The sequence below is a fragment of the Porphyromonas canoris genome, assembly GCF_000765975.1.
Classification (GTDB): Bacteria; Bacteroidota; Bacteroidia; order Bacteroidales; family Porphyromonadaceae; genus Porphyromonas_A; species Porphyromonas_A canoris.
Map to the genome: position 1 here is coordinate 339,685 of NZ_JQZX01000009.1, position 24,530 is coordinate 364,214.

19 protein-coding genes are annotated in these 24,530 nt (G+C 43.7%); 9 read left to right on the forward strand and 10 right to left on the reverse strand.

What is annotated here, in order from left to right:
* Window positions 1-16: 16 nt before the first annotated feature.
* Window positions 17-1,387 carry a tRNA (N6-isopentenyl adenosine(37)-C2)-methylthiotransferase MiaB gene (miaB, locus tag HQ29_RS06305; protein ID WP_036868346.1) on the reverse strand — a complete coding sequence of 457 codons (1,371 nt, stop codon included), beginning with the start codon at window positions 1,385-1,387 and terminating at the stop codon, window positions 17-19.
* A gap of 277 nt (window positions 1,388-1,664) precedes the next feature.
* Between miaB and HQ29_RS06310 the strand changes: the two genes are divergently transcribed.
* The 9 genes from HQ29_RS06310 to HQ29_RS06345 all read left to right on the forward strand — a co-directional run bounded on the left by HQ29_RS06310 (window position 1,665) and on the right by HQ29_RS06345 (window position 11,907).
* Window positions 1,665-2,129, forward strand: coding sequence for a hypothetical protein (locus tag HQ29_RS06310; protein ID WP_036868348.1), 465 nt, complete (start codon window positions 1,665-1,667; stop codon window positions 2,127-2,129).
* A gap of 101 nt (window positions 2,130-2,230) precedes the next feature.
* The gene (locus tag HQ29_RS06315) at window positions 2,231-3,727 is read left to right on the forward strand and encodes an acetyl-CoA hydrolase/transferase family protein (protein WP_036868349.1); all 1,497 of its coding nucleotides are present in this window, start codon (window positions 2,231-2,233) and stop codon (window positions 3,725-3,727) included.
* 107 nt (window positions 3,728-3,834) lie between these two features.
* A complete protein-coding gene (locus HQ29_RS06320) occupies window positions 3,835-5,127 on the forward strand; it encodes an L-cysteine desulfidase family protein (RefSeq protein ID WP_036845089.1) in 1,293 nt (430 codons plus the stop codon).
* Window positions 5,128-5,370: 243 nt separating this feature from the next.
* Complete coding sequence (locus tag HQ29_RS10410; RefSeq protein WP_161781563.1) at window positions 5,371-5,508, forward strand: hypothetical protein; 138 nt, start codon at window positions 5,371-5,373, stop codon at window positions 5,506-5,508.
* Window positions 5,509-6,247: 739 nt separating this feature from the next.
* Window positions 6,248-6,877 (forward strand): HU family DNA-binding protein, encoded by a 630-nt coding sequence (locus HQ29_RS06325; protein ID WP_036845093.1) that lies wholly within the window; start codon window positions 6,248-6,250, stop codon window positions 6,875-6,877.
* A 95-nt stretch (window positions 6,878-6,972) separates the two neighbouring features.
* Window positions 6,973-9,312: a type I DNA topoisomerase gene (topA, locus tag HQ29_RS06330; RefSeq protein WP_036845096.1), complete on the forward strand. Its 2,340-nt coding sequence runs from the start codon at window positions 6,973-6,975 to the stop codon at window positions 9,310-9,312.
* The gene (gene tsaB, locus HQ29_RS06335; RefSeq protein ID WP_052089907.1) at window positions 9,309-10,052 is read left to right on the forward strand and encodes a tRNA (adenosine(37)-N6)-threonylcarbamoyltransferase complex dimerization subunit type 1 TsaB; all 744 of its coding nucleotides are present in this window, start codon (window positions 9,309-9,311) and stop codon (window positions 10,050-10,052) included. The genes topA and tsaB overlap by 4 nt, the downstream gene beginning before the upstream one ends.
* A gap of 48 nt (window positions 10,053-10,100) precedes the next feature.
* Window positions 10,101-10,874, forward strand: coding sequence for an SDR family NAD(P)-dependent oxidoreductase (locus tag HQ29_RS06340; protein ID WP_036868351.1), 774 nt, complete (start codon window positions 10,101-10,103; stop codon window positions 10,872-10,874).
* A 25-nt stretch (window positions 10,875-10,899) separates the two neighbouring features.
* A complete protein-coding gene (locus tag HQ29_RS06345; RefSeq protein ID WP_036868353.1) occupies window positions 10,900-11,907 on the forward strand; it encodes an ROK family protein in 1,008 nt (335 codons plus the stop codon).
* 85 nt (window positions 11,908-11,992) lie between these two features.
* Here the strand turns inward: HQ29_RS06345 and HQ29_RS06350 are convergent, their stop codons facing one another.
* From HQ29_RS06350 to HQ29_RS09915, 9 genes are all read right to left on the reverse strand, one after another.
* A complete protein-coding gene (locus HQ29_RS06350; protein WP_036868356.1) occupies window positions 11,993-12,298 on the reverse strand; it encodes a Dabb family protein in 306 nt (101 codons plus the stop codon).
* A 25-nt stretch (window positions 12,299-12,323) separates the two neighbouring features.
* On the reverse strand, window positions 12,324-13,556 hold the full coding sequence (gene serB / locus HQ29_RS06355; RefSeq protein ID WP_036868359.1) for a phosphoserine phosphatase SerB: 1,233 nt from the start codon (window positions 13,554-13,556) through the stop codon (window positions 12,324-12,326).
* 252 nt (window positions 13,557-13,808) lie between these two features.
* Window positions 13,809-15,905 (reverse strand): S46 family peptidase, encoded by a 2,097-nt coding sequence (locus tag HQ29_RS06360; RefSeq protein ID WP_036868361.1) that lies wholly within the window; start codon window positions 15,903-15,905, stop codon window positions 13,809-13,811.
* A gap of 43 nt (window positions 15,906-15,948) precedes the next feature.
* Window positions 15,949-17,301, reverse strand: a complete 1,353-nt coding sequence (locus HQ29_RS06365; protein ID WP_036788997.1) for a TIGR00341 family protein — start codon at window positions 17,299-17,301, stop codon at window positions 15,949-15,951.
* Window positions 17,302-17,312: 11 nt separating this feature from the next.
* A complete protein-coding gene (locus HQ29_RS06370; protein ID WP_036868364.1) occupies window positions 17,313-18,788 on the reverse strand; it encodes a polysaccharide biosynthesis C-terminal domain-containing protein in 1,476 nt (491 codons plus the stop codon).
* Window positions 18,789-18,801: 13 nt separating this feature from the next.
* Complete coding sequence (gene ruvB / locus HQ29_RS10280) at window positions 18,802-19,836, reverse strand: Holliday junction branch migration DNA helicase RuvB (RefSeq protein WP_394332366.1); 1,035 nt, start codon at window positions 19,834-19,836, stop codon at window positions 18,802-18,804.
* Window positions 19,837-19,854: 18 nt separating this feature from the next.
* Entirely contained in the window at window positions 19,855-21,357 is a 1,503-nt protein-coding gene (gene cysS, locus HQ29_RS10285) for a cysteine--tRNA ligase (RefSeq protein ID WP_036868366.1), read from the reverse strand.
* 61 nt (window positions 21,358-21,418) lie between these two features.
* Window positions 21,419-23,113: an alpha-amylase family protein gene (locus HQ29_RS06385; protein ID WP_052089909.1), complete on the reverse strand. Its 1,695-nt coding sequence runs from the start codon at window positions 23,111-23,113 to the stop codon at window positions 21,419-21,421.
* On the reverse strand, window positions 23,110-23,586 hold the full coding sequence (locus tag HQ29_RS09915) for a methylated-DNA--[protein]-cysteine S-methyltransferase (RefSeq protein ID WP_052089910.1): 477 nt from the start codon (window positions 23,584-23,586) through the stop codon (window positions 23,110-23,112). The genes HQ29_RS06385 and HQ29_RS09915 overlap by 4 nt, the downstream gene beginning before the upstream one ends.
* Window positions 23,587-24,530 lie beyond the last annotated feature (944 nt).

Consider the following 24,530-nt stretch of genomic DNA (forward strand, 5'->3'; position numbering starts at 1 on the left):
CGGAATTTATTTGGTGTTAAACTTCTATGGCTTCACCTTTCAGGGTTGCGGATGTTGCTTCTGTTATGCGTACCTGGGCAAGCTGACCTATCCGGTAGGAGCCTTTATCGAATACGACCACTTTGTTTTGTTGGGTACGTCCGAAGAGTTGATCTCTCGACTTTTTTGAGAATCCCTCTATGAGTACTTCAAAAACTTTTCCGATGTCTTGCTTATTGCTTTTTTCGGAAAGTTCGTTTTGCAGATTGATCATTCTCTGAAGACGATCCAACTTCACCTCTTCCGGGACATCGTCCGGAAGCCTTTTTGCTGCATAAGTACCTGGCCTTTCGGAGTATTTGAACATAAAAGCAGAGTCGTATCCTACCTCTCTCATGAGGTCGAGAGTCTCTTGAAAGTCTTCTTCTGTCTCCGAATGGAAGCCACAAAACATATCTGTAGAAATTCCACAGTCCGGCATTATGGATCTTATTTTACTTACTCTGTCCAGATACCATTCTCTGGTATAGTTTCTATTCATCACCTTTAAGATCTTGTTGCTCCCGCTCTGAGCCGGCAGGTGTATATGCTTACATATATTATGGTACTTGCTCATGACAAGCAGTGTCTCGTCACTCATGTCTTTGGGATGGGGAGAGGTAAATCGGATTCTCATATTGGGAGCTCGCAGTGCGATCAATTCCAACAACTTCGCAAAGTTGATCTCTTCTCCCTCCGGAGTGGTATAGAGATAAGAGTTGACATTCTGTCCCAAAAGAGTAACCTCTCTATATCCTTTTTCTTTCATGTGATCTATCTCATTCAGTATGCTTTGGATAGATCTGCTTCGCTCTCTGCCGCGAGTATAAGGTACGATGCAGTAAGTACAGAAGTTGTTGCACCCTCTCATGATAGAGAGAAATCCGCTGATGTGAAGCCCGCTCATTTTCAGAGGGATTACATCCTTGTATGTCTCTTGAGTGGAAAGCTCTACGTTTATTGCTTTCTCTCCTTTCTCCGCAGCACCGACAAGGTTCGGGAGATCCATATAAGAGTCAGGACCTACTACGAGATCTGCGTTATGATTATTGATGAGATCTTCCTTGACACGCTCTGCCATACATCCAAGCACACCAAGTACAACTTTCCTCCCGGACTTCTTTCTCATGTGGTGTAGCTGCTCCAATTTGTTCAATACTTTGGTTTCGGCATTTTCTCTGACCGAACAAGTGTTGATGAATATGGCATCTGCTTCGTCCATGTTCTCTGTTAAACCATATCCGTCTGTCTCCATAATAGATGCCACAACCTCACTGTCTGCGATGTTCATCTGGCATCCATAGGTTTCTATGTATAATAATTTTACGTTGTTTGAATTTTTATAGTCTTTGTTTTTTGTATTAATCATGGGATGAAATTAAATTTTTTGTCTTATCTCTATTTGCGAAATAAAAATATTCAAAGTATTTGTTGGATCAAAATATTATTATTACCTTTGCAAGCAAACGCATAAGATTTTTCATAGTTAAGGTTTTGGTTAATTACATGAAGGGCTTAGACCGTGAGGTTTGAGCCCTTTTTTCTTTATCTTTGTAGGGAAATAAATAGAATTATTTGCGAGGGGATAAAACAATTCATACATTTGGGGGCAAATGTACGAATAAACTCCTATAAGATAATAAGGTATGGGTGCTTTTATAATGCTGGCTACAATCTTCGGGCTGATCGGATTCTTTGTGAAGCAAATTTCTAAACAGAAAGAGAAAGCACAGGAAGAAGAGATTGGGACGGACAATGTCTTTGACTGGAATTTCTTCGGTCAAAAGAGCGTAAAGGGCTTGTCTGATGAGCTTTTCAAGCTTAAAGAAAAGAGTGTAAAGCCAAGTCTTGATTTTGGAAGCGATACGAAAGAGATCTTTCAGCAACCCCCTTTGGATGTGATTCCGACTCACTCGATCCGGCAAAAGTATGACTTCAAGGCGGAGGCAGAAGGGAAAACTTTTCAGGCAGAGTACAGATTCGAGCCGGAGGAAGAGAAGAGACCGGAGAGCCTTCATACCCAATCGGAGATAGAGGATTATATTCCTGACAACATCGAGGAGTGGAGAAGAGCCATAATCTTTTCCGAGTTGTTGAAGCGCAGATTTTAGCTCAACAAAACCACAGAAAGACTAAGAGAGGAGAGACGGATCCTCATAGAGTAGAAGAATAATACATAGACATAACCATATATCAATTATTAAATTAGCTTATGGCATTGAAATTCATGACCGCAGAAGAGGCTGCGGTATTGGTAAAAGACAACGACAACATTGGTTTTAGCGGATTTACTGCAGCCGGTTGTCCCAAGGTTGTTACTAAAGCAATAGCGGATCGTGCAAGAAAAGAGCATGAAGAAGGACGTCCTTTCCGCATAGGAATGTTTACCGGAGCGTCATCGGGCGACCGAATGGATGGAGAGTTGGCACGAGCAAATGCGATAAAGTTCAGAACTCCTTACCAAAGCAATAAGGATCTTCGCAATCTACTCAACAGCAACGGCACATCTTACGTCGATATGCACCTTTCAATGCTCCCTCAATATCTTCGTTATGGTTATCTGGGAAAGGTTAATGTTGCCATTGTGGAAGCCTGCGATGTAACGGAAGAAGGGGAGATCGTGCCGACTTCTGCGGTGGGAATCCTTCCTACCATCTGTCGTTTGGCAGACAAGATCATCGTGGAGCTCAACGACAAACACCCGAAAGAGATTCGCGGCTTGCACGACCTTTATGAGCCGGCAGACCCTCCCGTTCGCAAAGAGATACCTATATACAATGTAAGAGACAGGATAGGAACGACCACCATAAAGGTAGATCCGGAAAAGATCGTTGCAGTGGTCAAGACATCCGAGCCGAATGACGAAGGAGGCTTTGCTCCCCTTGACGATGTAACAAGAGCCATAGGAAAGAATGTTGCAGACTTCCTTGTGAAAGAGATGCGCGAGGGTCGTATGCCTAAGAGTTTCCTACCTCTTCAGAGCGGTGTGGGTAATGTAGCCAATGCCGTGCTTGGAGCTTTGGGAGACAACCCCGATGTTCCAAACTTCGAGGTCTACACCGAAGTGATTCAAGACTCCGTGATCAGCCTTATGAAGAAAGGGCGCGTAACGTATGCGAGCGGATGTTCTCTTACCGTTTCCCGCGATGTGATACAGGAGATCTATGCCAATCTCGACTTCTTCAAGGACAAGATTGTTCTGCGTCCGCAGGAGATTTCCAACAATCCCGAAATCGTTCGTCGTTTAGGACTCATCACCATCAATACCGCTCTCGAAGCGGATATTTTCGGTAACGTAAACTCCACTCACGTTCTGGGCACAAAGATGATGAACGGTATCGGAGGGTCGGGAGACTTTACCCGTTCCGCATATCTTTCCATCTTTACCACACCATCTACGGCAAAGGACGGAGACATCAGCGCGTTCGTTCCGATGGTTTCTCACCTGGATCACTCCGAGCACTCGGTGAACATCATTATTTCCGAGTATGGCGTTGCCGATCTTAGAGGGAAAGCACCGAGAGAAAGAGCGGAAGCGATCATCGAAAATTGTGTGCATCCGGACTATCGTCCCGTTTTGCGCGAGTATCTGCAGCTGGGCGTAAAGGGACACACACCTCAGTGCCTGAGTGCCGCATTTGCCTTCCACGAACAGTTTGCAAAGACCGGCAGCATGAAGAATGTCAAGTGGGCAGACTACACAAGATAACCGCGCTTGTATTTATACATTATATGATATACCATCAGAAAGATATACCCATCTCTTTTTCGGAAGAAGGTGGGTATATTTTTTCTTAAACGAAGCTATTACTATTTATGAAAGCAGAGACAAGAAAAGAGATAGATGCTCTCATACAGAGTGAGATAGTGCCGGCAACGGGCTGTACGGAACCCATTGCCGTAGCCTTCACCACCGCTGCTGCGGCAGAGCTGTTGGACGATGCCCCCACGCAGATAGACGTTTATCTCAGCACGAATGTCCTCAAGAATGCGATGGGAGTGGGCATTCCCGGCACGGGCATGATAGGTCTTCCCATTGCCATTGCGCTCGGAGCCATAATAAGAGACTCTTCCATGGGGCTCAACATCCTTGGCGGCATCTCTCCGGAGCTGGTCGAAAAAGGCAAGCAGCTCCTTGATAACATATCCATTAAAATCGGGCTGAAACAAGAGCCCGTGGACAAGCTCTACATCGAGACCGTCATCACCACGCCGAGCGGAACAGCTTCCGCCGTGGTGGAGCATCTCCATACCAACATCATAAAACTCACCAGAAACGGCGAGACGCTCCTCTCCCGATCTTCCGAAGAGACCTCCGGCGGGAGAGAAGAAGAGACAGACGGACACATCATGCTCGACTACGACCTCGTCTACCGCTACGCCATGGAAGCGCCCCTCGAAGAGATCCGCTACATCATAGGAGCCGCCGAGATGAACAAGAAAGCATCCGAGGAGTCCTCACAGGGCGACTTCGGGCACGGCATCGGCAAGATGCTGACCTCCCCACAGGCGCACCACCTCATGGGCGACACCGTCTACACCCGGGTACTCTCCATGACCGCGAATGCCTGCGACGGCCGCATGGGTGGCATGCCCATCCCCGTCATGAGCAACAGCGGCAGCGGCAACCAAGGTATAGCCTCCTCGCTCCCCGTCTACAGCTACGCCAAAGAGATCGGAGCCTCTGAAGAACAGATGGCGAGAGCCATCATGCTCAGCAGCCTCATGGTCATCTACATCAAGCAGTCTCTCGGCAGGCTCTCCGCCCTTTGCGGATGCGTCGTGGCAGCCACCGGATCCGCCTGCGGCATCACCTACCTCATGGGAGGCACCAAAGAGCAGATCGGGTATGCCATCAAAAACATGATAGCCAACATCACCGGTATGATGTGCGACGGAGCCAAGCCCGGATGCGCCCTCAAGGTAGCCACCGGAGTATCGTCCGCCATGCTGGCTGCGATGATGGCAATAGAGCAGCGAGTGGTAACCTCCACCGAAGGCATCATCGACAATGACGTGGACAAAACCATCCGTAACCTCACCCTCATCGGTGCCGATGCGATGCAGCAGGTGGACAAGGTCGTGCTCGACATCATGACCACGAAATAGGGGGGGAGGAGTCCCAATTCGCGTGAGCAATCTTCTGTGGATCCTATTGCTCCGTCGCCTTCACTCACCAGAACATCCTTGCGGAAGCATCCGAAACACCTTCCGCCAACCATGAAAATTCCATGCGCATAGAGAAGTCTATGTGCATGGAATTTTTTTTCGTGGATAAGAGGGAGAAAACTTGCGTACGTACGAAAAAAACTTGCGTGTAGGCACAGAAAAAAATCTAAAGGATTGCTTGGGATGTATCAGAAGATTGTCGGGAAAGCAGTAAAGGATTATCGGAAAAGTGGCGGAGGATTATCGGAAAAGTGGCGGAGGATTATCGGGGAAGTGGCGGAGGATTATCAGGGAAGTAGTAAAGGATTGCTTGCGAAGTAGCGGAAGATTGCTTGGGATGTAGTAGAGGATTTCCTTGAAAGCTCTTGAGGATAATCTTGGAAGTTATTAAGGATAATCTTGGAAGTTATTAAGGATAATCTTGGAAGCTATTAAGGATAATTTTGGAAGTTATTAAGGATAATTTTGGAAGTTATTAAGGATAATCTTGGAAGTTATTAAGGATAATCTTAGAAGCTATTGAGGATTGACTTAAAAGCACCTGAATATTAACTTGAAAGTTATTGAGTAAAAGTTTGAAAGATAATGAGTAATAGTTCTGTTATTATTGATCAATTCTATATTTCACGGCGAGAAACGAATATTTCACGGCGAGAAATATAGAATTGGTTGGTAAGAAATCAATTTTATGTAAATTATTTATTAACTTTAGATCGGTTATTTCTTGACTTCGGGTCGGTTATTTCTTGACTTTGGGTCGGTTATTTCTTGACTTCGGGTCGGTTGTTTCTTGACTTCGGGTCGGTTATTTCTTGACTTCGGGTCGGTTGTTTCTTGACTTCGGGTCGGTTATTTCTTGACTTCGGGTCGGTTATTTCTTGACTTCGGGTCGGTTGTTTCTTGACTTCGGGTCGGTTGTTTCTTGACTTTGGGTCGGTTATTTCTTGACTTTGGGTCGGTTATTTCTTGACTTCGGGTCGGTTGTTTCTTGACTTCGGATCGGTTGTAACAGAATTTATATTCACTCATTTTTTTATCTGTACCAAATCACTCCTTTACTATGGCTAAGTATGTGATGAGAGAAAATCCCGGACTTTTGGGAGAGGGAGCAAGGAGAAAGGTCCCGAAAATGGTGGTCGAACACCAATACTCGCTGCGAGATTTGGCGGAGGAGATCGCCAAGAGATCGACGTTTTCGGTGGGCGAAGTGGAGGGTTTGATGCTCTCTGTGGCGGATGCTCTCGCGGGGCGGATCGCCGATGGTTATTCTGTCAAGATAGACGGATTGGGGTCGTTTTCGGCAAAGCTCGGCTTGAAGAAGGGCGCAGAGCTTCGGCGACAAAGCGGCAGCATGCCCAATGCGGCGAGCATCGAGATAGCCGGGCTGAACTTCAGGGCGGACAAGGAGCTGCTCCGGAGAGCCAACAACCGGTGCCGGCTGGTGCGCACAAAGGGGCAGAAGTATGCGGATCCGACGGCGGGTAAGGAGGAGCGGCTGGAGATGTTGCTCGGTTTTCTGGAGAGACATTCCTGCATCTCGCTGCAGCAGTATGCGGTGATGACGAGGATGTCGAAGCGGTCGGCAAGAAAGGAGCTGGGAGAGTGGGAGAGCGATAAGCGAATCTTTCGGAGAGGAAAAGGACCGAGCCTGATATTCCTCAGGGCGGGCGAAGATTTTGCTCGTGAGTAGATTATGTTTAATTTTGCCAACTCGAAGGGCTTTTTGCAGCCTCTCGTTGCGTTTTCTTTTGGACGAAAAACAGATATTAAGTAAGGATCAATTCTATGGCAAGAAACCTGGTGATAGTGGAGTCGCCCGCAAAGTCGAAGACTATAAGTAAAATACTGGGAGAAGATTATAAGGTGATGTCCAGCTACGGACACGTCAGAGACCTGAAGAAGAAAGGACTGGGGATAGATATTGAGCATCGGTTCGCTCCGCAATACGAGGTGTCGGAGGATAAGGTCAAAGTGGTGAAGGAGCTGCAAAAAGCCGTGCAGGAGGCAGAAACGGTCTGGCTCGCTTCCGATGAAGACCGCGAGGGAGAAGCCATCGCCTGGCATCTGTATCAGATATTGGGGCTGAAGGACAAACAGACGAAGCGAATCGCTTTCCACGAAATCACGCGAAAGGCTATTCTTGAAGCCTTGGAGTCGCCAAGAGATATAGATTATGACCGTGTGGATGCCCAGCAGGCAAGACGGGTGTTGGACCGAATCGTCGGCTTTGAACTCTCTCCGATCCTGTGGCATAAGGTGCGTCCGGCTCTCAGCGCAGGACGTGTGCAGAGTGCCGCCGTGAGAATCCTTGTCGAAAGAGAGCGCGAGATTCAGGCATTCAAGCCGGAGAGCGGATTCCGAATAGTGGCAGAGCTGAAAAACGCATCGGGGCAAAGCGTGAAAGCAGTAATGGAGCACAGACCGTCGCAGCCCGAACAGGCGGAAGCGGTGCTGAGTGATCTGATCGGATCGAGCTACGTGGTGAGCGATATTCAGGTGAAACCGGGCAAACGGACACCGCCTCCCCCCTTTACGACCTCCACATTGCAGCAGGAAGCTTCTCGTCTGCTCGGATTTTCCGTTACTCAGACAATGGTCGTGGCACAAAGTCTGTACGAGAATGGTCATATCACCTATATGCGTACGGACTCGGTGAATCTCTCTTCTTTTGCCATCGCAACAACGGCAGAGACCATCGAAAAGCTCTATGGCAAGAGCTATGTCAAGAAGAGAAACTTTACGACCAAAACAAAAGGAGCACAAGAGGCACACGAAGCCATCAGACCTACAAACATAGAACACGATACCATCTCCGGAACAAGTGCGGAAAAGAAGCTCTACGACCTTATACGAAAACGGACAATGGCCACGCAGATGAAGGATGCAGAGCTTGAACGTACCGTAGTGGCGGTGAAGACAGCGTCTCCATACCTTTTCTATATACGTGGAGAACAGGTGAGATTCGATGGATTCCTGAAGGTATATCTCGCAGGAACAGATGACGATAACGGCACATCCGCCGATAGGGAAGAGACAGATGCTCTGCTCCCGGCGATGAGTGTCGGCGATGCACTCTCGGCAACCTCCGTGGAAGCAACCCAGAAGTTTACACAACGTCCGGCAAGATATTCCGAAGCGGCTCTGGTGAAGAAGCTGGAGGAGTTGGGTATAGGAAGACCAAGTACCTATGCCCCAACCATTCAGACCATCCAAAAGAGAGAGTACGTGGATAAGCGTACCATACCGGGTGTAGAGAGAGAGTACTGCGTGCTCACTCTGAAAGGCAATAAAATATCCGCCAAGACCAAGCAGGAGTCCTACGGAGCAGATAAGGGCAAGCTTGTCCCTACGGATATAGGAATAGTGGTGAACGACTTCCTTGTGGAGGCTTTCCCTAAGATTCTCTCTTACGACTTTACGGCAAATGTCGAACAGGAGTTTGACGCCATCGCCGAAGGAGAGAAGCCGTGGATAGGCGTCATAGAACAGTTTTACTCGATATTCCATCCCAATGTGGTGGAGGTTATGGAGGCTAAGACGGAACGCAGAGTAGGTGAGCGTTACATAGGAGATGATCCTAAAACAGGCAGACCGATCTATGCTAAGATCGGAAGATTTGGCCCTCTGTTGCAGCTGGGTGATGCTCAGCCTGAAGGGGAAAAGCCGACATTCACTTCGATACCTTCTTCTCTGTCTATTGAGACAATATCTTTGGAAGAAGCACTGGAGCTGTTCAGACTTCCTCGCACTCTTGGTGAGTGGAACGAGAAAGAAGTACAAGCAAACAACGGCAGATTCGGCCCTTATGTCCGGTGGGATAAGCTGTTTGTTTCCATCCCGAAAGACATGGATCTGTACACCATAACAATGGAAGAGGCTGTGGCTCTCATCGAGCAGAAGATAGAGTCCGAGAAGAATAAAAGAATAGCCTCTTTTGATACTCCTCAAGGAGAGTTGCTCATCTTAAACGGCAGATACGGTCCTTACATAGAGTACTCCAAGAAAAACTATAAGATACCTAAGGGATATAAGCCCGAAGAGCTTTCTCTTGAAGCTTGTCTGGAACTGGTGGAAGAAGGCTCAAAGAAAAAATCTTCTAAGAAGAGTAGTAAGAAAAACGGATGATACCATATATATTATGTATAGAATCTGCCGCCAAGGAGTGTTCGATGGCTTTGTTGTGCGGAAAAGATGTCGTGGTAAGCAGGGAAGCAGCAGAGGGCGGGCACAATGCCAATCTCTCCGCTTTTGCAAATGAACTTATCGCCCTGATCCCTAAGGGCAAGCAATTAAGTGCCATTGCTGTTGGAGATGGTCCGGGGTCATATACCGGATTGCGTATATCTGCTTCTTTGGCTAAAGGTCTTGCATTTAGTTTGAACGTGCCTCTCATCGCGATCTCTTCCCTTAAGATTTTGGAGGAGAGCATTCGTTCCAAATGTTCGGAGTTGCCCTCCGGCTATGCTATTACTCCGATGCTGGATGCCAGACGTATGGAGATCTATTCGGCTCTCTATCGAGAAGATGAAGATGGTACTTCTCAAAGCTTCGTGATGGACAAAGAAGAGGATATCAACCGATTTCAAAGATTGGTGAAAGAAGCTTCGATGATCTTCTATGGAGGAGACGGAGCAGAAAAGATCAGACCACTGTTCAATAACTTATTTGCAGAAAAAGCAGTTTATGTAGACTCCGTTAAGCTTCATGCCTCAAACATGGCTTCTACTGCGCTTAAGTGTTGGGATAGCGGTTCTTTTGTAGATCTTGCCTACTGGACACCGAATTATCTCAAAGAATACAATGCTGTCGTAACAAGTAATAAGGTAATCGGAACGATGCCTAACAGCCTGACTCCCGACGCATAAATTTATTATCTTTACAACCATAGTACTCAATTTATTTGTAATCTAAATATGAACAAACCTACAATACTTGTAACGGGAGCAACATCAGGAATCGGAAGAGCTACCTGCATATTGTTGGCTCAAAGAATACCGGAGTGCACCATCATTGCGGCCGGAAGAAGAGATGAGCGTCTGCAAGAGTTGAAGCAGACAATAGAGTCCGAAACATCTTCTCGATGTATTACGTTGAGTTTAGATGTCCGAAATCAGAAAGATGTAGAGGAAAAACTCTCTTCAAACAAGGAGTTTAAGTTGGAAGATATAGACATCCTGATCAATAATGCAGGTCTTGCAGCCGGGCTTTCCACAGTAGATGAAGGTTCTATAGATCATTGGGAGAGAATGATAGATACAAATGTAAAGGGGCTTCTTTACGTATCAAAGCCGATCGTTTCTGCCATGAAGAAAAAGAGAACGGGACACATAATCAATCTCTCTTCTGTTGCCGGGAAAGATGCTTATACCGGTGCCGCGGTGTATTGTGCAACCAAGTTTGGAGTAGAGGCTATTACCAGAGCGATGCGCCAAGAATTGGTCCCTTATCATATTAAAGTGTCTTCCATAGCTCCGGGAGCCGTTAATACAGAGTTTTCTCAAGTACGATTCGATGGAGATAAAGATAAGGCGGATAAAGTTTATGTCGGTTTTGATCCTCTTTATGCTGAAGATATTGCGGAGTGTATTCTGTTTATCCTCACAGCACCGGATCACGTCAATATCGCGGATATGACAATCCTCCCTAAATCTCAAGCCGATTCTAGAATGATCCACAAAGAATTATAAAACTATACCTAAAACACAAAAGAATATGGTAAAACAAGATGTTATAAAGCCTTACGTGCTTGGTGTTGATATAGGTGGCACCAACACCGTTTATGGAATAGTAGATGCAAGAGGTAATATTGTGCTAAATGGCTCCATAAAAACTGCCACACATTTGGATATCAATGATTATATCCGAGACTTAACAACAGGAATGCAACTCTTGATAGACCAAGTTGGAGGTAAAGATATGATTAAAGGTATAGGTATAGGAGCTCCTAATGGAAACTTCTTTACCGGCTCTATAGATTTTGCACCCAATCTTCCGTGGAAAGGGCGCATTATGCTTGCTGATATAATCTCTGAAAAGATGGGAATACCGGTAGCCCTAACCAATGATGCCAATGCAGCAGCCATTGGAGAGATGACTTATGGTGTTGCTCGTGGAATGAAAAACTTTATTGTGATTACATTGGGGACCGGTGTGGGCAGCGGTATTGTCGTGAATGGAACACTTGTATACGGGCACGATGGTTTTGCAGGAGAATTGGGGCATACCATTATCAGACGTAATGGTCGTATTTGTGGCTGTGGACGCAAAGGTTGTTTGGAAACATATACATCGGCAACGGGAGTTGCAAGAACTGCTCGTGAATATCTTGAAATTCGTAAAGAAGACTCTCTGTTAAGAGAGCTCAATATCGAAGATATTACCTCTAAAGATGTATATGACGCAGCAATGAAAGGAGATAAACTTTCTCTCGAAATCTTTGAAGCTACCGGAGCAATTCTTGGAGAGGCATTTGCAGACTTTGTGGCATTTTCTTCACCTGAAGCGATTATTCTCTTTGGTGGTCTTACTAAGGCGGGAGATCTACTTATGGATCCTATAAAGCGGCACATGGAGCTTAATATGCTTCAGATATATAAAGGAAAGACAAAGCTTTTAACGTCAGAGCTTAAAGAGAGTGATGCGGCTGTACTTGGTGCAAGTGCTCTTGGTTGGGAGGCCGACAAGGCTCTTCGTAAAGCAAATAGTGTCGCAGGCGAATAAGAAAGAGAAATTTTCCTGGGGCAATAACAAAAAACGTTCTCTTGTGATATGTTGCAAGAGAACGTTTTCTTTTTGTGTTTTCTATTTATTCTTGTGTATCTACACAGGCTCGAAGGGAGCAGTAGGGCTTGATATACTTCTGTACCAAGATTTGATGAGCTTCATGTTTTGCATAGATGGAGAGAGCATTAAGGTCCGCCACTGTAGCAATTAAGATGAAATCGTATTGTTCACTCGGATTGACGTTGACTTCTATCCGAAGATCTTGTAATTCCGCTATTTGTTCAGGTAGATTATGAAAGTCTTTCTGAATATCTATCAGTATTTGTCGTTTCTTTTCCTCTGATATTTCGGTTTGAAATCCAAAGAGGACATAGTGTTTCAGAGCCATATCTGTACTGTTTATCTATGAATGTTTACATAAATTCTGCTTCGTCAATGATAGAATCTTTATAACCCAAGAAGTAGAGAATGCCATCCAATCCTACGGTAGAGATGGACTGTTTGGCAGTCGCTTTTACTTTTGGTTTAGCATGAAATGCAATACCGAGACCGGCTGTTGCAATCATCGGAAGATCGTTAGCACCATCTCCCACTGCCACAGTTTGTCGGATATCTACCTTTTCCACTTGAGCTATAAGCTTCATCAGTTCGGCTTTTCTCTTTCCGTCAATAATGTCTCCAAGATGTCTACCTGTGAGCTTACCATCTTTTATTTCAAGTTCGTTCGCATAGACATAATCTATCTGATATTTATTGGCAAGATACTGGCCGAAGTAGGTAAATCCTCCGGAGAGTATTGCAATCTTAAATCCCACCTTCTTTAGTATTTTCATCACTCTGTCCACTCCTTCCGTGATAGGCAGATTTTCTGCAATATCCGCCATGACCGAGACATCAAGACCTTTCAAGAGAGCTACTCTGCGGATAAAACTTTCGTTGAAATCTATCTCGCCACGCATGGCAGACTCTGTGATTGCTCGGACTTCTTCGCCAACACCGGCACGATCCGCAAGTTCATCTATTACTTCAGTTTCTATCAGAGTGGAGTCCATATCGAAGCAGATCAGACGACGCATTCTTCGGAACATACTCTCTTGTTGGAAAGATACATCTATACCAAGGCTTGCGGAGATATCCATAAACTCTTTTTGAAGAACTCCAAGATCTTTAGGTGTTCCTCTCACAGAGATTTCTATACTAGCTTTCGGTACTCGTTCTTTCTCTTCAAGAGGGATACGACCTGTTAGACGCTTTATATTATCTATGTTCATGCCTTGTAGCGCGATAGCATCCGTAATCTTAGCTACCATGTCCGCTGTAATTCTTTTTGCCAGGATGGTGATGATATATCGGTTTTTGCCTTGCATGCCAACCCAGTGATTGTAGTCTTCAATTTTCACGGGGGTAAAGTTGACATGAATATTCATCTCATTAGCTTTGAACAGAAGGTCTTTCAGTATATCTCCGGAACGATGCTCTTCGGTAAGAAACATTATCCCTAAACTAAGATGACTGTGAATATCTGCTTGACCAATATCAAGGATTGTGGCTTCATGACTTGCCAAAATAGAAGTAAATCCTGCTGTAACTCCCGGCCTGTCTTTACCACTGAAAATAGCTAATATGATTTGGGTGTTTGTATTCATAGATTTTGATTGTTTTATTTCAGTTACTTACCAAATTTAGGCATTTTATTCACATTAAGACCCAAGAAAAGATGAATACTTTGCTAAGATTCTATTACAAAAGTAGATAGTTTCAATAAAAGCTATTCCAGTTGCATTCTTCTAACGAAGTGCTGAGAAATATCATTTATCAATCCGAAGATCATTCATAAAGAAAAGACATCTGCCATCCGAGAGATGACAGATGTCTTTAGATAACGAATCTTATATGCTTTATTTCACAAAAGAGACTTCATCCACAAGATATTTACTCTTGCCCCACATGTCTATTACCCACATAACATAGCGGATATCAACAGATATAGTACGTTGCATATTGGCTTCAAACTCAATATCCCCACTCATTGCTTCCCAGTTGCCGTCAAAAGCAAGACCGATAAGGTCTCCATTCTTATTGAAGACAGGGCTACCTGAATTACCACCGGTTATATCATTATCAGACAAGAAGCATAGTCGGAGATTGCCTTTCTTATCTGCATAGCGTCCGAAGCCTTTCTTTGAAAGAAGATCCAAGATTTCAGGTTGCACTCTAAACTCGGATACGGAAGGGTCTTGTTTTTCAAAGATCCCTGCTGATGTCGTGTAGTAGTCGTACCATCCTGCATCATAAGGTTTGTATCCGGATACACTACCATAGCTCATTCTCATGGTAAAGTTGGCATCAGACGGCAGAGCTTTCTTAGGATCCTTTTCTCTCAATCCGGCAAAGAATAGTCTTTCCCCTTTAAGAAGAGATCCTCTATAAGGTGCCATCATATCAGAAAGTTTATGCATCTCATCTATAAAGCTTGTACGAAGAGCTACTAACGGATCTTTTTCGTAGGCTTCATCATTAAACTCCGGATTGGCAAGTGCTTGTTGGAAACGTTCTTTGCTCACAAAGACAGAGTTACCATAGATGAAAGCTGTATACTTATCCAAATCTCCTCCAAAGTCTGCATCTATGGTTTTGTAGATACTTGGCAGATATTCAGGAGCGACATTCTCTTTCACGACTCTAAGCATGACAGGCAGCGTTGCTTTCGCCACTTTTGGAGAGAAATCTTTATACATAGCATCAAGATTGGCCTTGCGAGCAGCTTCCGGTTTGATAGCGAATCTAACCACTTCAAAACCACTGTATGCTTCGCTTATATATTGTAGATTTCTGGTGTATTCTCCCATCTTCTCAATAGGAATGCGAAGGCTATCCAAAACGAATCCATATTTTGCTTTGCGTTCAGGAGTAGATGCTGCAAAGCGAGCAAAGTCTTTTTCTATCTTTTGTTTTTCAGTTATGACATTAAGACGACGAAGTCCTTTATTCATACCGATAGAGTTTTTCCAATAGTTTGAACTGAGTGCGTACTTATCTGAGTATTGAATACGGATAGCTTGTTCTTTTTCCATGAAGCTTTTCCAAACATCCTGTTTCAAACCACGAACTTCTATTCTCGGAGTATTTTCATTCTTAATAAGATTTTCTACTCCCCAAGAGCTGAGATATCTGTTGGTTCTTCCCGGAAAGCCAATAGTCATGGCATAATCTTTTTCGCTAACACCGGACAAAGAGATCTTTGCAAATGCTTTTGGCTTGAAAGGTTTGTTGTTGGCGTTATATGCTGCAGGGCGATTATTGGCATCAGCATACACTCTGAAGACCGAGAAGTCTCCCGTATGGCGAGGCCACATCCAGTTGTCTGTATCACCTCCAAACTTACCGATTGAAGAAGGTGGAGCAAATACCATACGAACATCCTTGAAAACGTCGTATGATATGAGATAGTACTTATTGTTGTTGTAGAAAGGATATACTTTTGCCGTAGTGTTTGGCTCCTTTTCTACCTCCTTTTCAATCTTTGCAATTTCCGCCTGAATAGCTTTGATACGAGCCATCTCATCTGTGATGCCTTCAACAGCTTTCAAGATCTTGTCAGTAATATCTTCTGTTCCTCTAAGATACTGGACTGTAAGACCCGGAACAGGAAGTTCTTGATTTAGGGCATGAGAAACAAATCCATCCCGAAGATAATCATGTTCTACCGAGCTGAGCTGCTGAATGGAAGAGTACCCACAGTGATGGTTTGTAAATATTAGCCCCTGATTAGATACAGTAATACCGGTACATCCACGACCGAATATTACAACCGAATTGTGTAGCGCAGGAGCGCTTTCGTTGTAAAGCTTGTTGAATGCCATGGTAAAACCAAGCTGACGCATTCTGTCTTGATTCTCTTTGTTCAGCTCTTTCAGAATCCACATACCCTTGTCTGCTTTTGCAGCAGGAGCTAAAAGGAATAGAGCCGCTAAGAGAAGAAATGTTCTTTTCATGCTGAGTTAGTATTAAGTAGTTAGAAAATAGTTTTTACGTTTGTTATTCTTTAGATGAGATCTCTATTTCTGCTCCGGGCAATCTTTCATTGAGCCAGCTTTTTAGTCTTTGTCTATTCTCATCAGAAATTTTGTTGCCATTTGTATAGAGACCTATTCTTACTATTTGAGATCTTTTTAAGGAGTCCAAGCTGATATGATACATTTTACCGAATGTTGCCCTGGTAACTTCCGGATAAAGTGTTCGGAGATCTCGTGATATTTGATCAATATCTTTAGCCAACTGCTCTGCAGAAGCAAGTTGATATTCTAAAGAGTCTATTCTAAGTTGTTGATATTTTATTACAGAAGAGTTATCTTGCTTTACGTCATCTATGATACTACTCTTGAGGCCTGCCATATCAGCTTTACCAAATCCTTGACGCACGACGAGAGTTGTATTACGAAGTCCATACTCGCTCAGTTTATCACGAAGTTCTGCAATGGTTTGTTCCGAAAGCTCATTCCCCAGGAGAGATACAGAAAGAACATTCCCATCTTTCTTTTTAGAAGTTTCATAGCTTAGAAGATAAGTGCCATCAAACTGAAATTCATTTTTTATAAACTTCACTTGAGACTCTTCATAATAGTTTCGCTGAATCAGTTGGTATCCTAAAACCACACTCGGAACAATGGTACATATTACGATGCTTAGAACCATTCTGTTTACTCGTGTTTCTCTTGCCTTATCTACAAATGTTTTGCGAGGATAGTTCATAATCCTTACCCCCAAAAAAGTGGCAAGACCGATGAAAACGGTATTTATGATATAGAGATAAAATGCTCCGAAAAAGAAGTTCAGCTGGCCTGTACCAATACCATATCCGGCAGTACAGAGTGGTGGCATGAGAGCTGTCGCAATGGCAACACCGGGGATAACATTCCCTTTTGACTTTGTTGCACCTGCTATTAGACCTGCCATACCTCCCACAAAAGCTATCAAAACATCATAGATATTGGGTTGTGTCCTAGCAAGAAGTTCGCTTTGAACAGAAGAAATGGGAGAAATAAAAAAGAAAATCGTAGAGGTAAGAATCCCAAAAATAGTCGCCATGAGGAAGTTTCTAACACTTCTTCTAAGAAGATCAAAATCGGAAATACCTAATCCTAATCCTAAACCGACTATCGGCCCCATCAAAGGAGAAATAAGCATGGCTCCTATAATCACAGCGGTAGAGTTGGTGTTAAGCCCCAATGAAGCTATGAAAATAGCACAGATTAGAATCCACATTTTTGTGCCCTTAAAGTCTACATCATTTTTGAGAGACTCTATGGTTTCGTATTCATTCTCTCTTTCTCCTTTTATATCAAAATATGAGCGTATATATTGGATAAATGATTGCTTTTCAGTGTTCATGTCAATAGCTGTTATAAGACTTTTTGAACTTGTTTATATTCGAGAGTTAAACCTATTGCAGCATAGGCTAATAAGAGAATAGTCCTTACAGACAGAACGAAGATATTATTGGTTTCACCCGGGAAAGAGAAACCTATGAGATAGATGGCGGTACAGACTAAGCCGATAATGAGTAGCTTTTTTACGTCATACTCTATCCTGTAAACTTTTCGTCCTATCAGATAGGAAAGAATCATCATCAATGTATTACAAGCCAATGATGCCCAAGCACAAGCCATATATCCATACATTGGAGTAAACAAGACTATAATACCAACAGTTACGATAAGTCCGATAAAAGAGAATATAGCCCCAAAGTATGTTTTATCGCTAAGCTTATACCAAATGGAGAGATTGTAGTAGACTCCGAAGAAGAGTTCACCTAAAAGAACAAGAGGAACAATTCTAAGCCCTTCGTAGTATTGAGGTGTAACGATATGCTTGAATACATCAATATAGAAAGTAACCCCCAGAAAAATACAAGAAGTGAATAGTACGAAAAAGTTCATAGCTACTCTGTAAGCTCCATACTCGTCTTTCTTCTTCATCTTTGAGAAGACAAAAGGGTCGTAAGCGAAGCGAAAAGCTTGAATAAACATCACCATGACAACACATATTTTAAGACATCCTCCGTATATCCCCAGCTGTGTCATGGCAATGTCTCTATCCTCTATCATATAGGGAAGTAAGATAGGACCGGCCATTTTATTAAAGTTCCCTGCCAATCCTAACAGCATCAAAGGGAAGCAGTAATGTATCATCCCCTTCCAAAGTATCTTATCAAAACCTTTTATCGCAGGTCTAAGTATAGGAAGCATCAGCAGTGTTTGCAATGATGTGGAGAGGAGATTGGATACAAAGATGTATCCCACCCCATATTCCGGACGATAAAACCAATCTACAAGACCCGGATTATGCTCCAAAAGATATGGACAAGCCAAAAAGAAAAACAGGTTGAAAAAGATATTGAATGCTATAAAGGCCAGCTTGTAGAAAGCAAAAAGCTTAGGTCTGTGCTGCTGTCTCAGGTAAGCAAAAGGGATAGACAAAATAGCATCCATTGCTGCAATCACACAGAAAATCGCAATAAAGTCTGTGTGTGATGCGTATCCCAAGACTCCTGCAATGTCTTGAACAAAGATCAGAGAAAGAATAGTGAAGAATATGGTTGTCCCAAAAACACTCTTAAAAGCAGTTGCATAGACTACCTGTTGTTTCGGATAGGTCTGCATGAAACGGAAAAGCCCCGTTTCCATGCCGTAAGTAAGAACAACCAAGATAACGCTTATCCATGCGTACAAGTTGGTTACCATACCATATTCTGCCGTAGTGGAAAGGACGCGTATATAGAATGGAGCTAATAGCCAATTAAGAAAACGCCCGATGATATTGGTCATACCATATATTACGGTATCCTTAACCAAAGACTTCATGCCGAGGCTGCTCATAGAATCGTTCTTTCTATAAATCGTTAAATAGGGGCATCTCTTTAGGTGAGACTATACGACCAAAGTGTCCGTATGCCATTTTGGTAACTTCTCGTCCACGAGGTGTCCGTTTTAGGAATCCTTCTTTTATGAGAAAAGGCTCGTACACCTCTTCAACCGTTCCTGGATCTTCGCCTATTGCAGTAGCAATCGTGGTAAGTCCGACAGGACCACCGGAAAACTTATCCATAATACATGTAAGTATTTTGTGGTCTATATGATCAAGTCCGTGCTTGTCTATATTGAGAGCTTCAAGGGCAATGTGAGCGATTTCTTTATCTATCGCTCCTGTTCCACGAACTTGGGCAAAATCTCTTACCCTACGCAGCAAAGCGTTGGCAATACGCGGAGTACACCTGCTACGGGATGCTATCTCTATTGCAGCTTCATGATCGCAAGGCACATCAAGGATGTTGGCACTCCTTTCCACTATACCACAAAGAGTATTGGTGTCATAATACTCCAAGTGCATATTGATCCCGAATCTTGCTCTTAGAGGAGCCGTTAGAAGTCCGCTCCTTGTAGTAGCACCAATGAGAGTGAACGGATTAAGGTCTATCTGAATACTCCGTGCTCCGGGACCTTTGTCTATCATGATATCTATCCGGTAATCTTCCATGGCGGAGTACAAATACTCCTCAACGATAGGGGAGAGCCGATGTATTTCATCAATAAACAGGACATCGTGAGCCTCCAAGGAGGTAAGCACACCTGCCAAATCTCCGGGTTTATCGAGTACCGGACCTGATGTTACTTTGAAACCTACACCAAGTTCGTTGGCGATAATCTGGGAAAGTGTTGTCTTTCCCAATCCGGGAGGCCCGTGCAACAAAACATGGTCAAGAGCCTCGTTGCGCATCTTTGCCGCCATGACAAAGACCTTCAGATTCTCAACCACATTATCCTGTCCCTTAAAGCCTTCAAAAGAAAGAGGTCTCAACGCATGGTCTGCATCGTCTCTTCCCATCGGACCGGCTGAACGACGGATATCAAATTCCGAAGACGTAATATTGTTCATCTGTATCTGCTACATTCCGGGGAGCTTCCATTCTGCCCCGTCTTTAGTATCCTTGATCTCAAATCCCAGCTTAGCCAGCTCGTCTCGTATCTTATCGGAAGTTGCCCAGTCCTTTTCAGACTTCGCTTTTGCCCGTATTTGGAGCAAAAGTTCCATAGCTCCGGCAAAAGCATCTGTATGTGCCTTTGAAACCTCACTTCCCGGCTTCTTCATTCCAAGAATATCAAAGAGGAAAGTGTCAAACAACTCTTTGAGAGACTCTATCTGCTCTGCGGTTAAAGATTTGCCGGGCTCTGCTTTTGCTGTATTGATCATCTTTGTTGCATCAAACAGGTGAGCGATGACGACCGGACTGTTCAAGTCATCGTTAAGAGCCTCATAACAAAGCTCTTTATAGCTGGGAAGATCCACACTCTTACTGCTTATTGCTTTAAGAGACTCCAAAGCAAGATAAGCGTCCAACAGGCGTTCCAATCCTTTCGAGGAGGCTTGAAGGGCTTCATTGCTAAAGTCCACAGTGCTTCTGTAATGGGCTTGCAGCATGAAGAAACGAATGGTCATTGCATCGTATGGCTGTTCAAGCAGCTCGTGAGAACCAGCAAAAAACTGCTCAAGAGTAATGAAGTTGCCAAGACTTTTGCCCATTTTCTGCCCATTTATGGTAACCATATTATTGTGTACCCAGTAGCGAACCATCGGCTTGCCTTGTGCAGCAACAGCTTGGGCTATCTCACACTCATGGTGAGGGAATATCAAGTCCATTCCACCCCCATGTATATCGAAAGTTTCACCCAGATATTTGCGTCCCATAGCGGTACATTCGCAATGCCATCCGGGGAATCCGATACTCCATGGAGCTTTCCATCTCATGATGTGTTCCGGTTGAGCCTTTTTCCAGAGAGCGAAATCTATACTCTGTCTTTTCTCTCCCTGCCCGTCCAGTTCACGAGTATTAGACATCATATCCTCGATGTTACGTCGAGACAGAACTCCATATTTGTAAGTCTTATGATATTTCTCTACATCGAAATAGATAGAACCTTCACTCTCATAAGCAAATCCGTTGTTCAAGATCTCCTGAGTAAGGTCTATCTGCTCCATAATATGCCCACTTGCCAAAGGCTCTATACTTGGAGGAAGAACATTCAAAGCATCCATTACTCTATGGTATTGGGTGAGATAGTATTGCACAACCTCCATCGGTTCTATCTGTTCCAATCGTGCCTTCTTCGCTATTTTGTCTTCTCCCTCATCGGCATCATGCTCCAAATGACCCACATCCGTAATATTACGGACATACCTCACCTTATAGCCGATATGCTTCAGATAACGAAACAGGAGGTCGAAAGTAACAGCCGGTCTCGCATGTCCGAGATGCGCATCGCCATAAACGGTCGGACCGCAAACGTACATTCCAACGTGTGGAAAGTGAGATGGCACAAAGCGTTCTTTATCTCTTATAAGGGTATTATATAGCATCAATGGAGCTTCTGTATGTTCCGGAGTGCTCATATGTTTTTCTATTATTTCGTCTGTTTGTTATTAACTCTATTCTATATCCTTACAAAGATAGTTAGTTTTTATCCATAATGCGAGACATCACAATGATATTTGCCTCATAAGGTTGCAATTGTAAAGGCAGGTATATGGATTCAGATATGGAATAAGTTGTTTTCTTACCGCTAAGCAGCATTTCTACGCTCCAGATTGACCGGTTTTGAAGCCCCATCATATCCAGTGCATCCTTAGGTATTTCGTACTTTGTGCTTATAGGAGAATGGGAAAAGTTTGCCGCTACAATGGCTATCTTTTGGGGATTGGACTGATCCCATCTCAAGAATAGAGCCACTTCGTTTTTCTCTTGCGCCGGAAGAGGCAAAATATGATTCAAATCATAGTAATGAGGAGAGCTGAAAACCTTTCTATCCGTCTTCGCATTGAGAAGGATCTTATACTTCTCTCTCAATATCTTGTCTGTATTCTGATCTTCACCATCTCTGTCAGCTTTCCATTTCTGGAGTTTAGGGAGACTCCAATAGTCGAATATCGTGGTGCGACCATCCTGTCCGCTGAAACCCTCTGCATCCATACCTTTCTCTCCCAACTCTTGAGCAAAATACGTCATTACTGCAGAGTTGTCCACCAGTGTGCTTACAACCATTGCAGGGAAAGCATTCTCTCCACAGCTTGATATGAAATCGGAAGCAAGCCGCTGCTCGTCATGATTTTCCATAAATCGTAGCAGGTGAGAAGATATGCTATGCTGACGAGAGACAATATCCTTTATTGCAGATGTGCTTGCTCTCTTTTTGAGGATGGATATAAGACAGTCGTATAATCCCACTTTGTCGTATAGGTAGTCGAATCCTCCCTCTTGAATAAACTCTTCATACCTGTTTTCGGAATAGATTTCCGCGATAAAAACAGTATTGGGATACCTTGATTTTACTCTCTCTATACACCATTTCCAAAACTCCAAAGGCACCATTTCTGCCATATCGCACCTGAAACCATCTACCCCTTTACTACTCCAGAAAAGAAGGATTTCCAGCATCTTGCTCCATGTATCCGGGATCGGAGAGAAGTGTGAACACCTTCCGTTGGCATAGTCTACACCATAGTTCAACTTTACTGTCTCGTACCAATCTCCGGAAGATGGCGCATTTACAAAACAATCATTCCCCGTTGCCTTTGCCGGAAATTCAGAATAAGAAGAGCCGTTTTCTCTCGATATATGTTGTAAAGACAGTGGCTGCCCCGGAATGTAGTAAAAGTTGTTTTGAAGAGAGAAAGCTAAGTCGGTATCATCTTTTTCTCCAAAATCGGAACAATTTTCCGGCTTCGCATCCGATACATATTGCCTTGCGACATGATTTGGTACAAAATCTATTATCACTTTAAGTCCGGCATCATGCGTCCGGGATACCAAAGACTCAAACTCTTGCATACGTTGAGGAACTTTTTCTGCAAGGTCGGGATCTACATCATAATAGTCTTTTACGGCATAGGGAGAGCCTGCTTTTCCCTTTACGATGCACGGATTGTCTTCTGCTATGCCGAATTCGGAATAAGATGTTTGGGTTGCATGTTCCAAAATGCCGGTGTACCAAATATGCGTGATGCCGAGCTTTTTTATGGATTGTAGGTCAATGGCAGAAATATCATTGAATTTTCCGCATCCGTTAGTCCGGATATCTCCGTTCGGTTCTCTGTCTTGAGATGTATTGCCCCAAATTCTTGGAAGTAATTGATATATGGATATGCTCATTTTTCGATCTGTTTACTCATTTCTTTTTCCCACTTTAGAATTTTTCTTTTTATCCCGACTCCCCAAGCAAAACCTCCTATCGAACCATCTTTAGCCAGGACTCTATGGCATGGTATGAGAAAAGCTATCGGATTGCGCCCTATGGCAGTCCCCGTTGCTCTCACAGCTTTGGGATGTCCTGCACGTTCAGCTATATCGCTGTAGCTGCGAGTCTCTCCAAATGGTATCTCCAAAAGAGCGCTCCAAACCTTATGCATGAACGGTGTGCCGGGTAAATCCTCTGTGTTTGGAATGGGAGACTCATGAATTAAAGACAGAATGGAAGAGTCGGATTTAGAAATAACTCTTTCTCTAATCCGAATGGGAACATACTCCGAAACAGAAAGAGAAATAATGGTATCGCCATCGAATGTCGGTATCATATAGCCAAAAGAAGTTTTCCATATCTCTTGCCTCTGTTGCTTTTGATTCATGATAGAAAGTCTCTTTTTGTTTAGTTTGTAAAGATACTAAAATCCATTTTGCTCGGAATAAATGTCTTGCCTGTCGTTTTTACACGCCGGCTTGGCAAAGTTTATCCAAGACTCGAAACAGCTGGTTTAGTTCGGCAGAATTATTTTAGGAACAAGGAAGAAGACCGATGTGCTTTNAAGTTTATCCAAGACTCGAAACAGCTGGTTTAGTTCGGCAGAATTATTTTAGGAACAAGGAAGAAGACCGATGTGCTTTTGGAGGAGCGCGTCGGTCTTTTTATATAAAAACGTCATGCGGAAAACGGAGGGGAGAAGGGGCGATTTTCGGCTTGGAGGAGGCGAATTTGTCAAGTCGTTTTAAGATAAGATCTTTTGAATGAAAGCGATACGGCAAAATCTCATCTTCGGAGAAAAAATTTTCTTAGTCCGTTTGATGGGGCTTTTTCGCGTTAATGGGTGTGAATTTTAACAGGGTGCTCTGTGAAGAAAATCTAATAGAGAAAATCGGCTTTTCGGGTGCTTTTTGAGGTGAAAACAGATAAAACACTGATATGTAGCGTTTTAATGATTTTGGCTAAACACGTTAATCGAATCCGGTAAACGTGTTTAATGAAATCGGTAAACGTGTTCATTGAAAAATTAAACACGTTAAGCCGAAAGAATATGCTCGTTTAGCGTTTTGGGTGAACCTGTATCGAAAATTGTGTTAATAAAACGGGTTGATTTAACAAATCCGGCACCCCTCCGAAAACGACCCCTCCGATCAAAATAGAGAGCCGTAAAAACCGGGTAGAGGCATCGGTATGGAATATATAAAAATGACCTTCAGGGTTGGAGAGAAATGCGACCGAGGCGGGGGATACATTATTTATATATATAGGGGAGAGCAGTTGGGGAGAGGAAATAGCGGTTTTCGATAAAATGTTTGATTCTCTTCAGTCTTG

What these genes read in the sequence shown, in the direction of transcription:
- miaB (WP_036868346.1), bottom strand. Translation starts at nt 1,387, where the DNA reads ATGATTAATACAAAAAACAAAGACTATAAAAATTCAAACAACGTAAAA.
- HQ29_RS06310 (WP_036868348.1), top strand. Translation starts at nt 1,665, where the DNA reads ATGGGTGCTTTTATAATGCTGGCTACAATCTTCGGGCTGATCGGATTC.
- HQ29_RS06315 (WP_036868349.1), top strand. Translation starts at nt 2,231, where the DNA reads ATGGCATTGAAATTCATGACCGCAGAAGAGGCTGCGGTATTGGTAAAA.
- HQ29_RS06320 (WP_036845089.1), top strand. Translation starts at nt 3,835, where the DNA reads ATGAAAGCAGAGACAAGAAAAGAGATAGATGCTCTCATACAGAGTGAG.
- HQ29_RS10410 (WP_161781563.1), top strand. Translation starts at nt 5,371, where the DNA reads ATGTATCAGAAGATTGTCGGGAAAGCAGTAAAGGATTATCGGAAAAGT.
- HQ29_RS06325 (WP_036845093.1), top strand. Translation starts at nt 6,248, where the DNA reads ATGGCTAAGTATGTGATGAGAGAAAATCCCGGACTTTTGGGAGAGGGA.
- topA (WP_036845096.1), top strand. Translation starts at nt 6,973, where the DNA reads ATGGCAAGAAACCTGGTGATAGTGGAGTCGCCCGCAAAGTCGAAGACT.
- tsaB (WP_052089907.1), top strand. Translation starts at nt 9,309, where the DNA reads ATGATACCATATATATTATGTATAGAATCTGCCGCCAAGGAGTGTTCG.
- HQ29_RS06340 (WP_036868351.1), top strand. Translation starts at nt 10,101, where the DNA reads ATGAACAAACCTACAATACTTGTAACGGGAGCAACATCAGGAATCGGA.
- HQ29_RS06345 (WP_036868353.1), top strand. Translation starts at nt 10,900, where the DNA reads ATGGTAAAACAAGATGTTATAAAGCCTTACGTGCTTGGTGTTGATATA.
- HQ29_RS06350 (WP_036868356.1), bottom strand. Translation starts at nt 12,298, where the DNA reads ATGGCTCTGAAACACTATGTCCTCTTTGGATTTCAAACCGAAATATCA.
- serB (WP_036868359.1), bottom strand. Translation starts at nt 13,556, where the DNA reads ATGAATACAAACACCCAAATCATATTAGCTATTTTCAGTGGTAAAGAC.
- HQ29_RS06360 (WP_036868361.1), bottom strand. Translation starts at nt 15,905, where the DNA reads ATGAAAAGAACATTTCTTCTCTTAGCGGCTCTATTCCTTTTAGCTCCT.
- HQ29_RS06365 (WP_036788997.1), bottom strand. Translation starts at nt 17,301, where the DNA reads ATGAACACTGAAAAGCAATCATTTATCCAATATATACGCTCATATTTT.
- HQ29_RS06370 (WP_036868364.1), bottom strand. Translation starts at nt 18,788, where the DNA reads ATGAGCAGCCTCGGCATGAAGTCTTTGGTTAAGGATACCGTAATATAT.
- cysS (WP_036868366.1), bottom strand. Translation starts at nt 21,357, where the DNA reads ATGAGCACTCCGGAACATACAGAAGCTCCATTGATGCTATATAATACC.
- HQ29_RS06385 (WP_052089909.1), bottom strand. Translation starts at nt 23,113, where the DNA reads ATGAGCATATCCATATATCAATTACTTCCAAGAATTTGGGGCAATACA.
- HQ29_RS09915 (WP_052089910.1), bottom strand. Translation starts at nt 23,586, where the DNA reads ATGAATCAAAAGCAACAGAGGCAAGAGATATGGAAAACTTCTTTTGGC.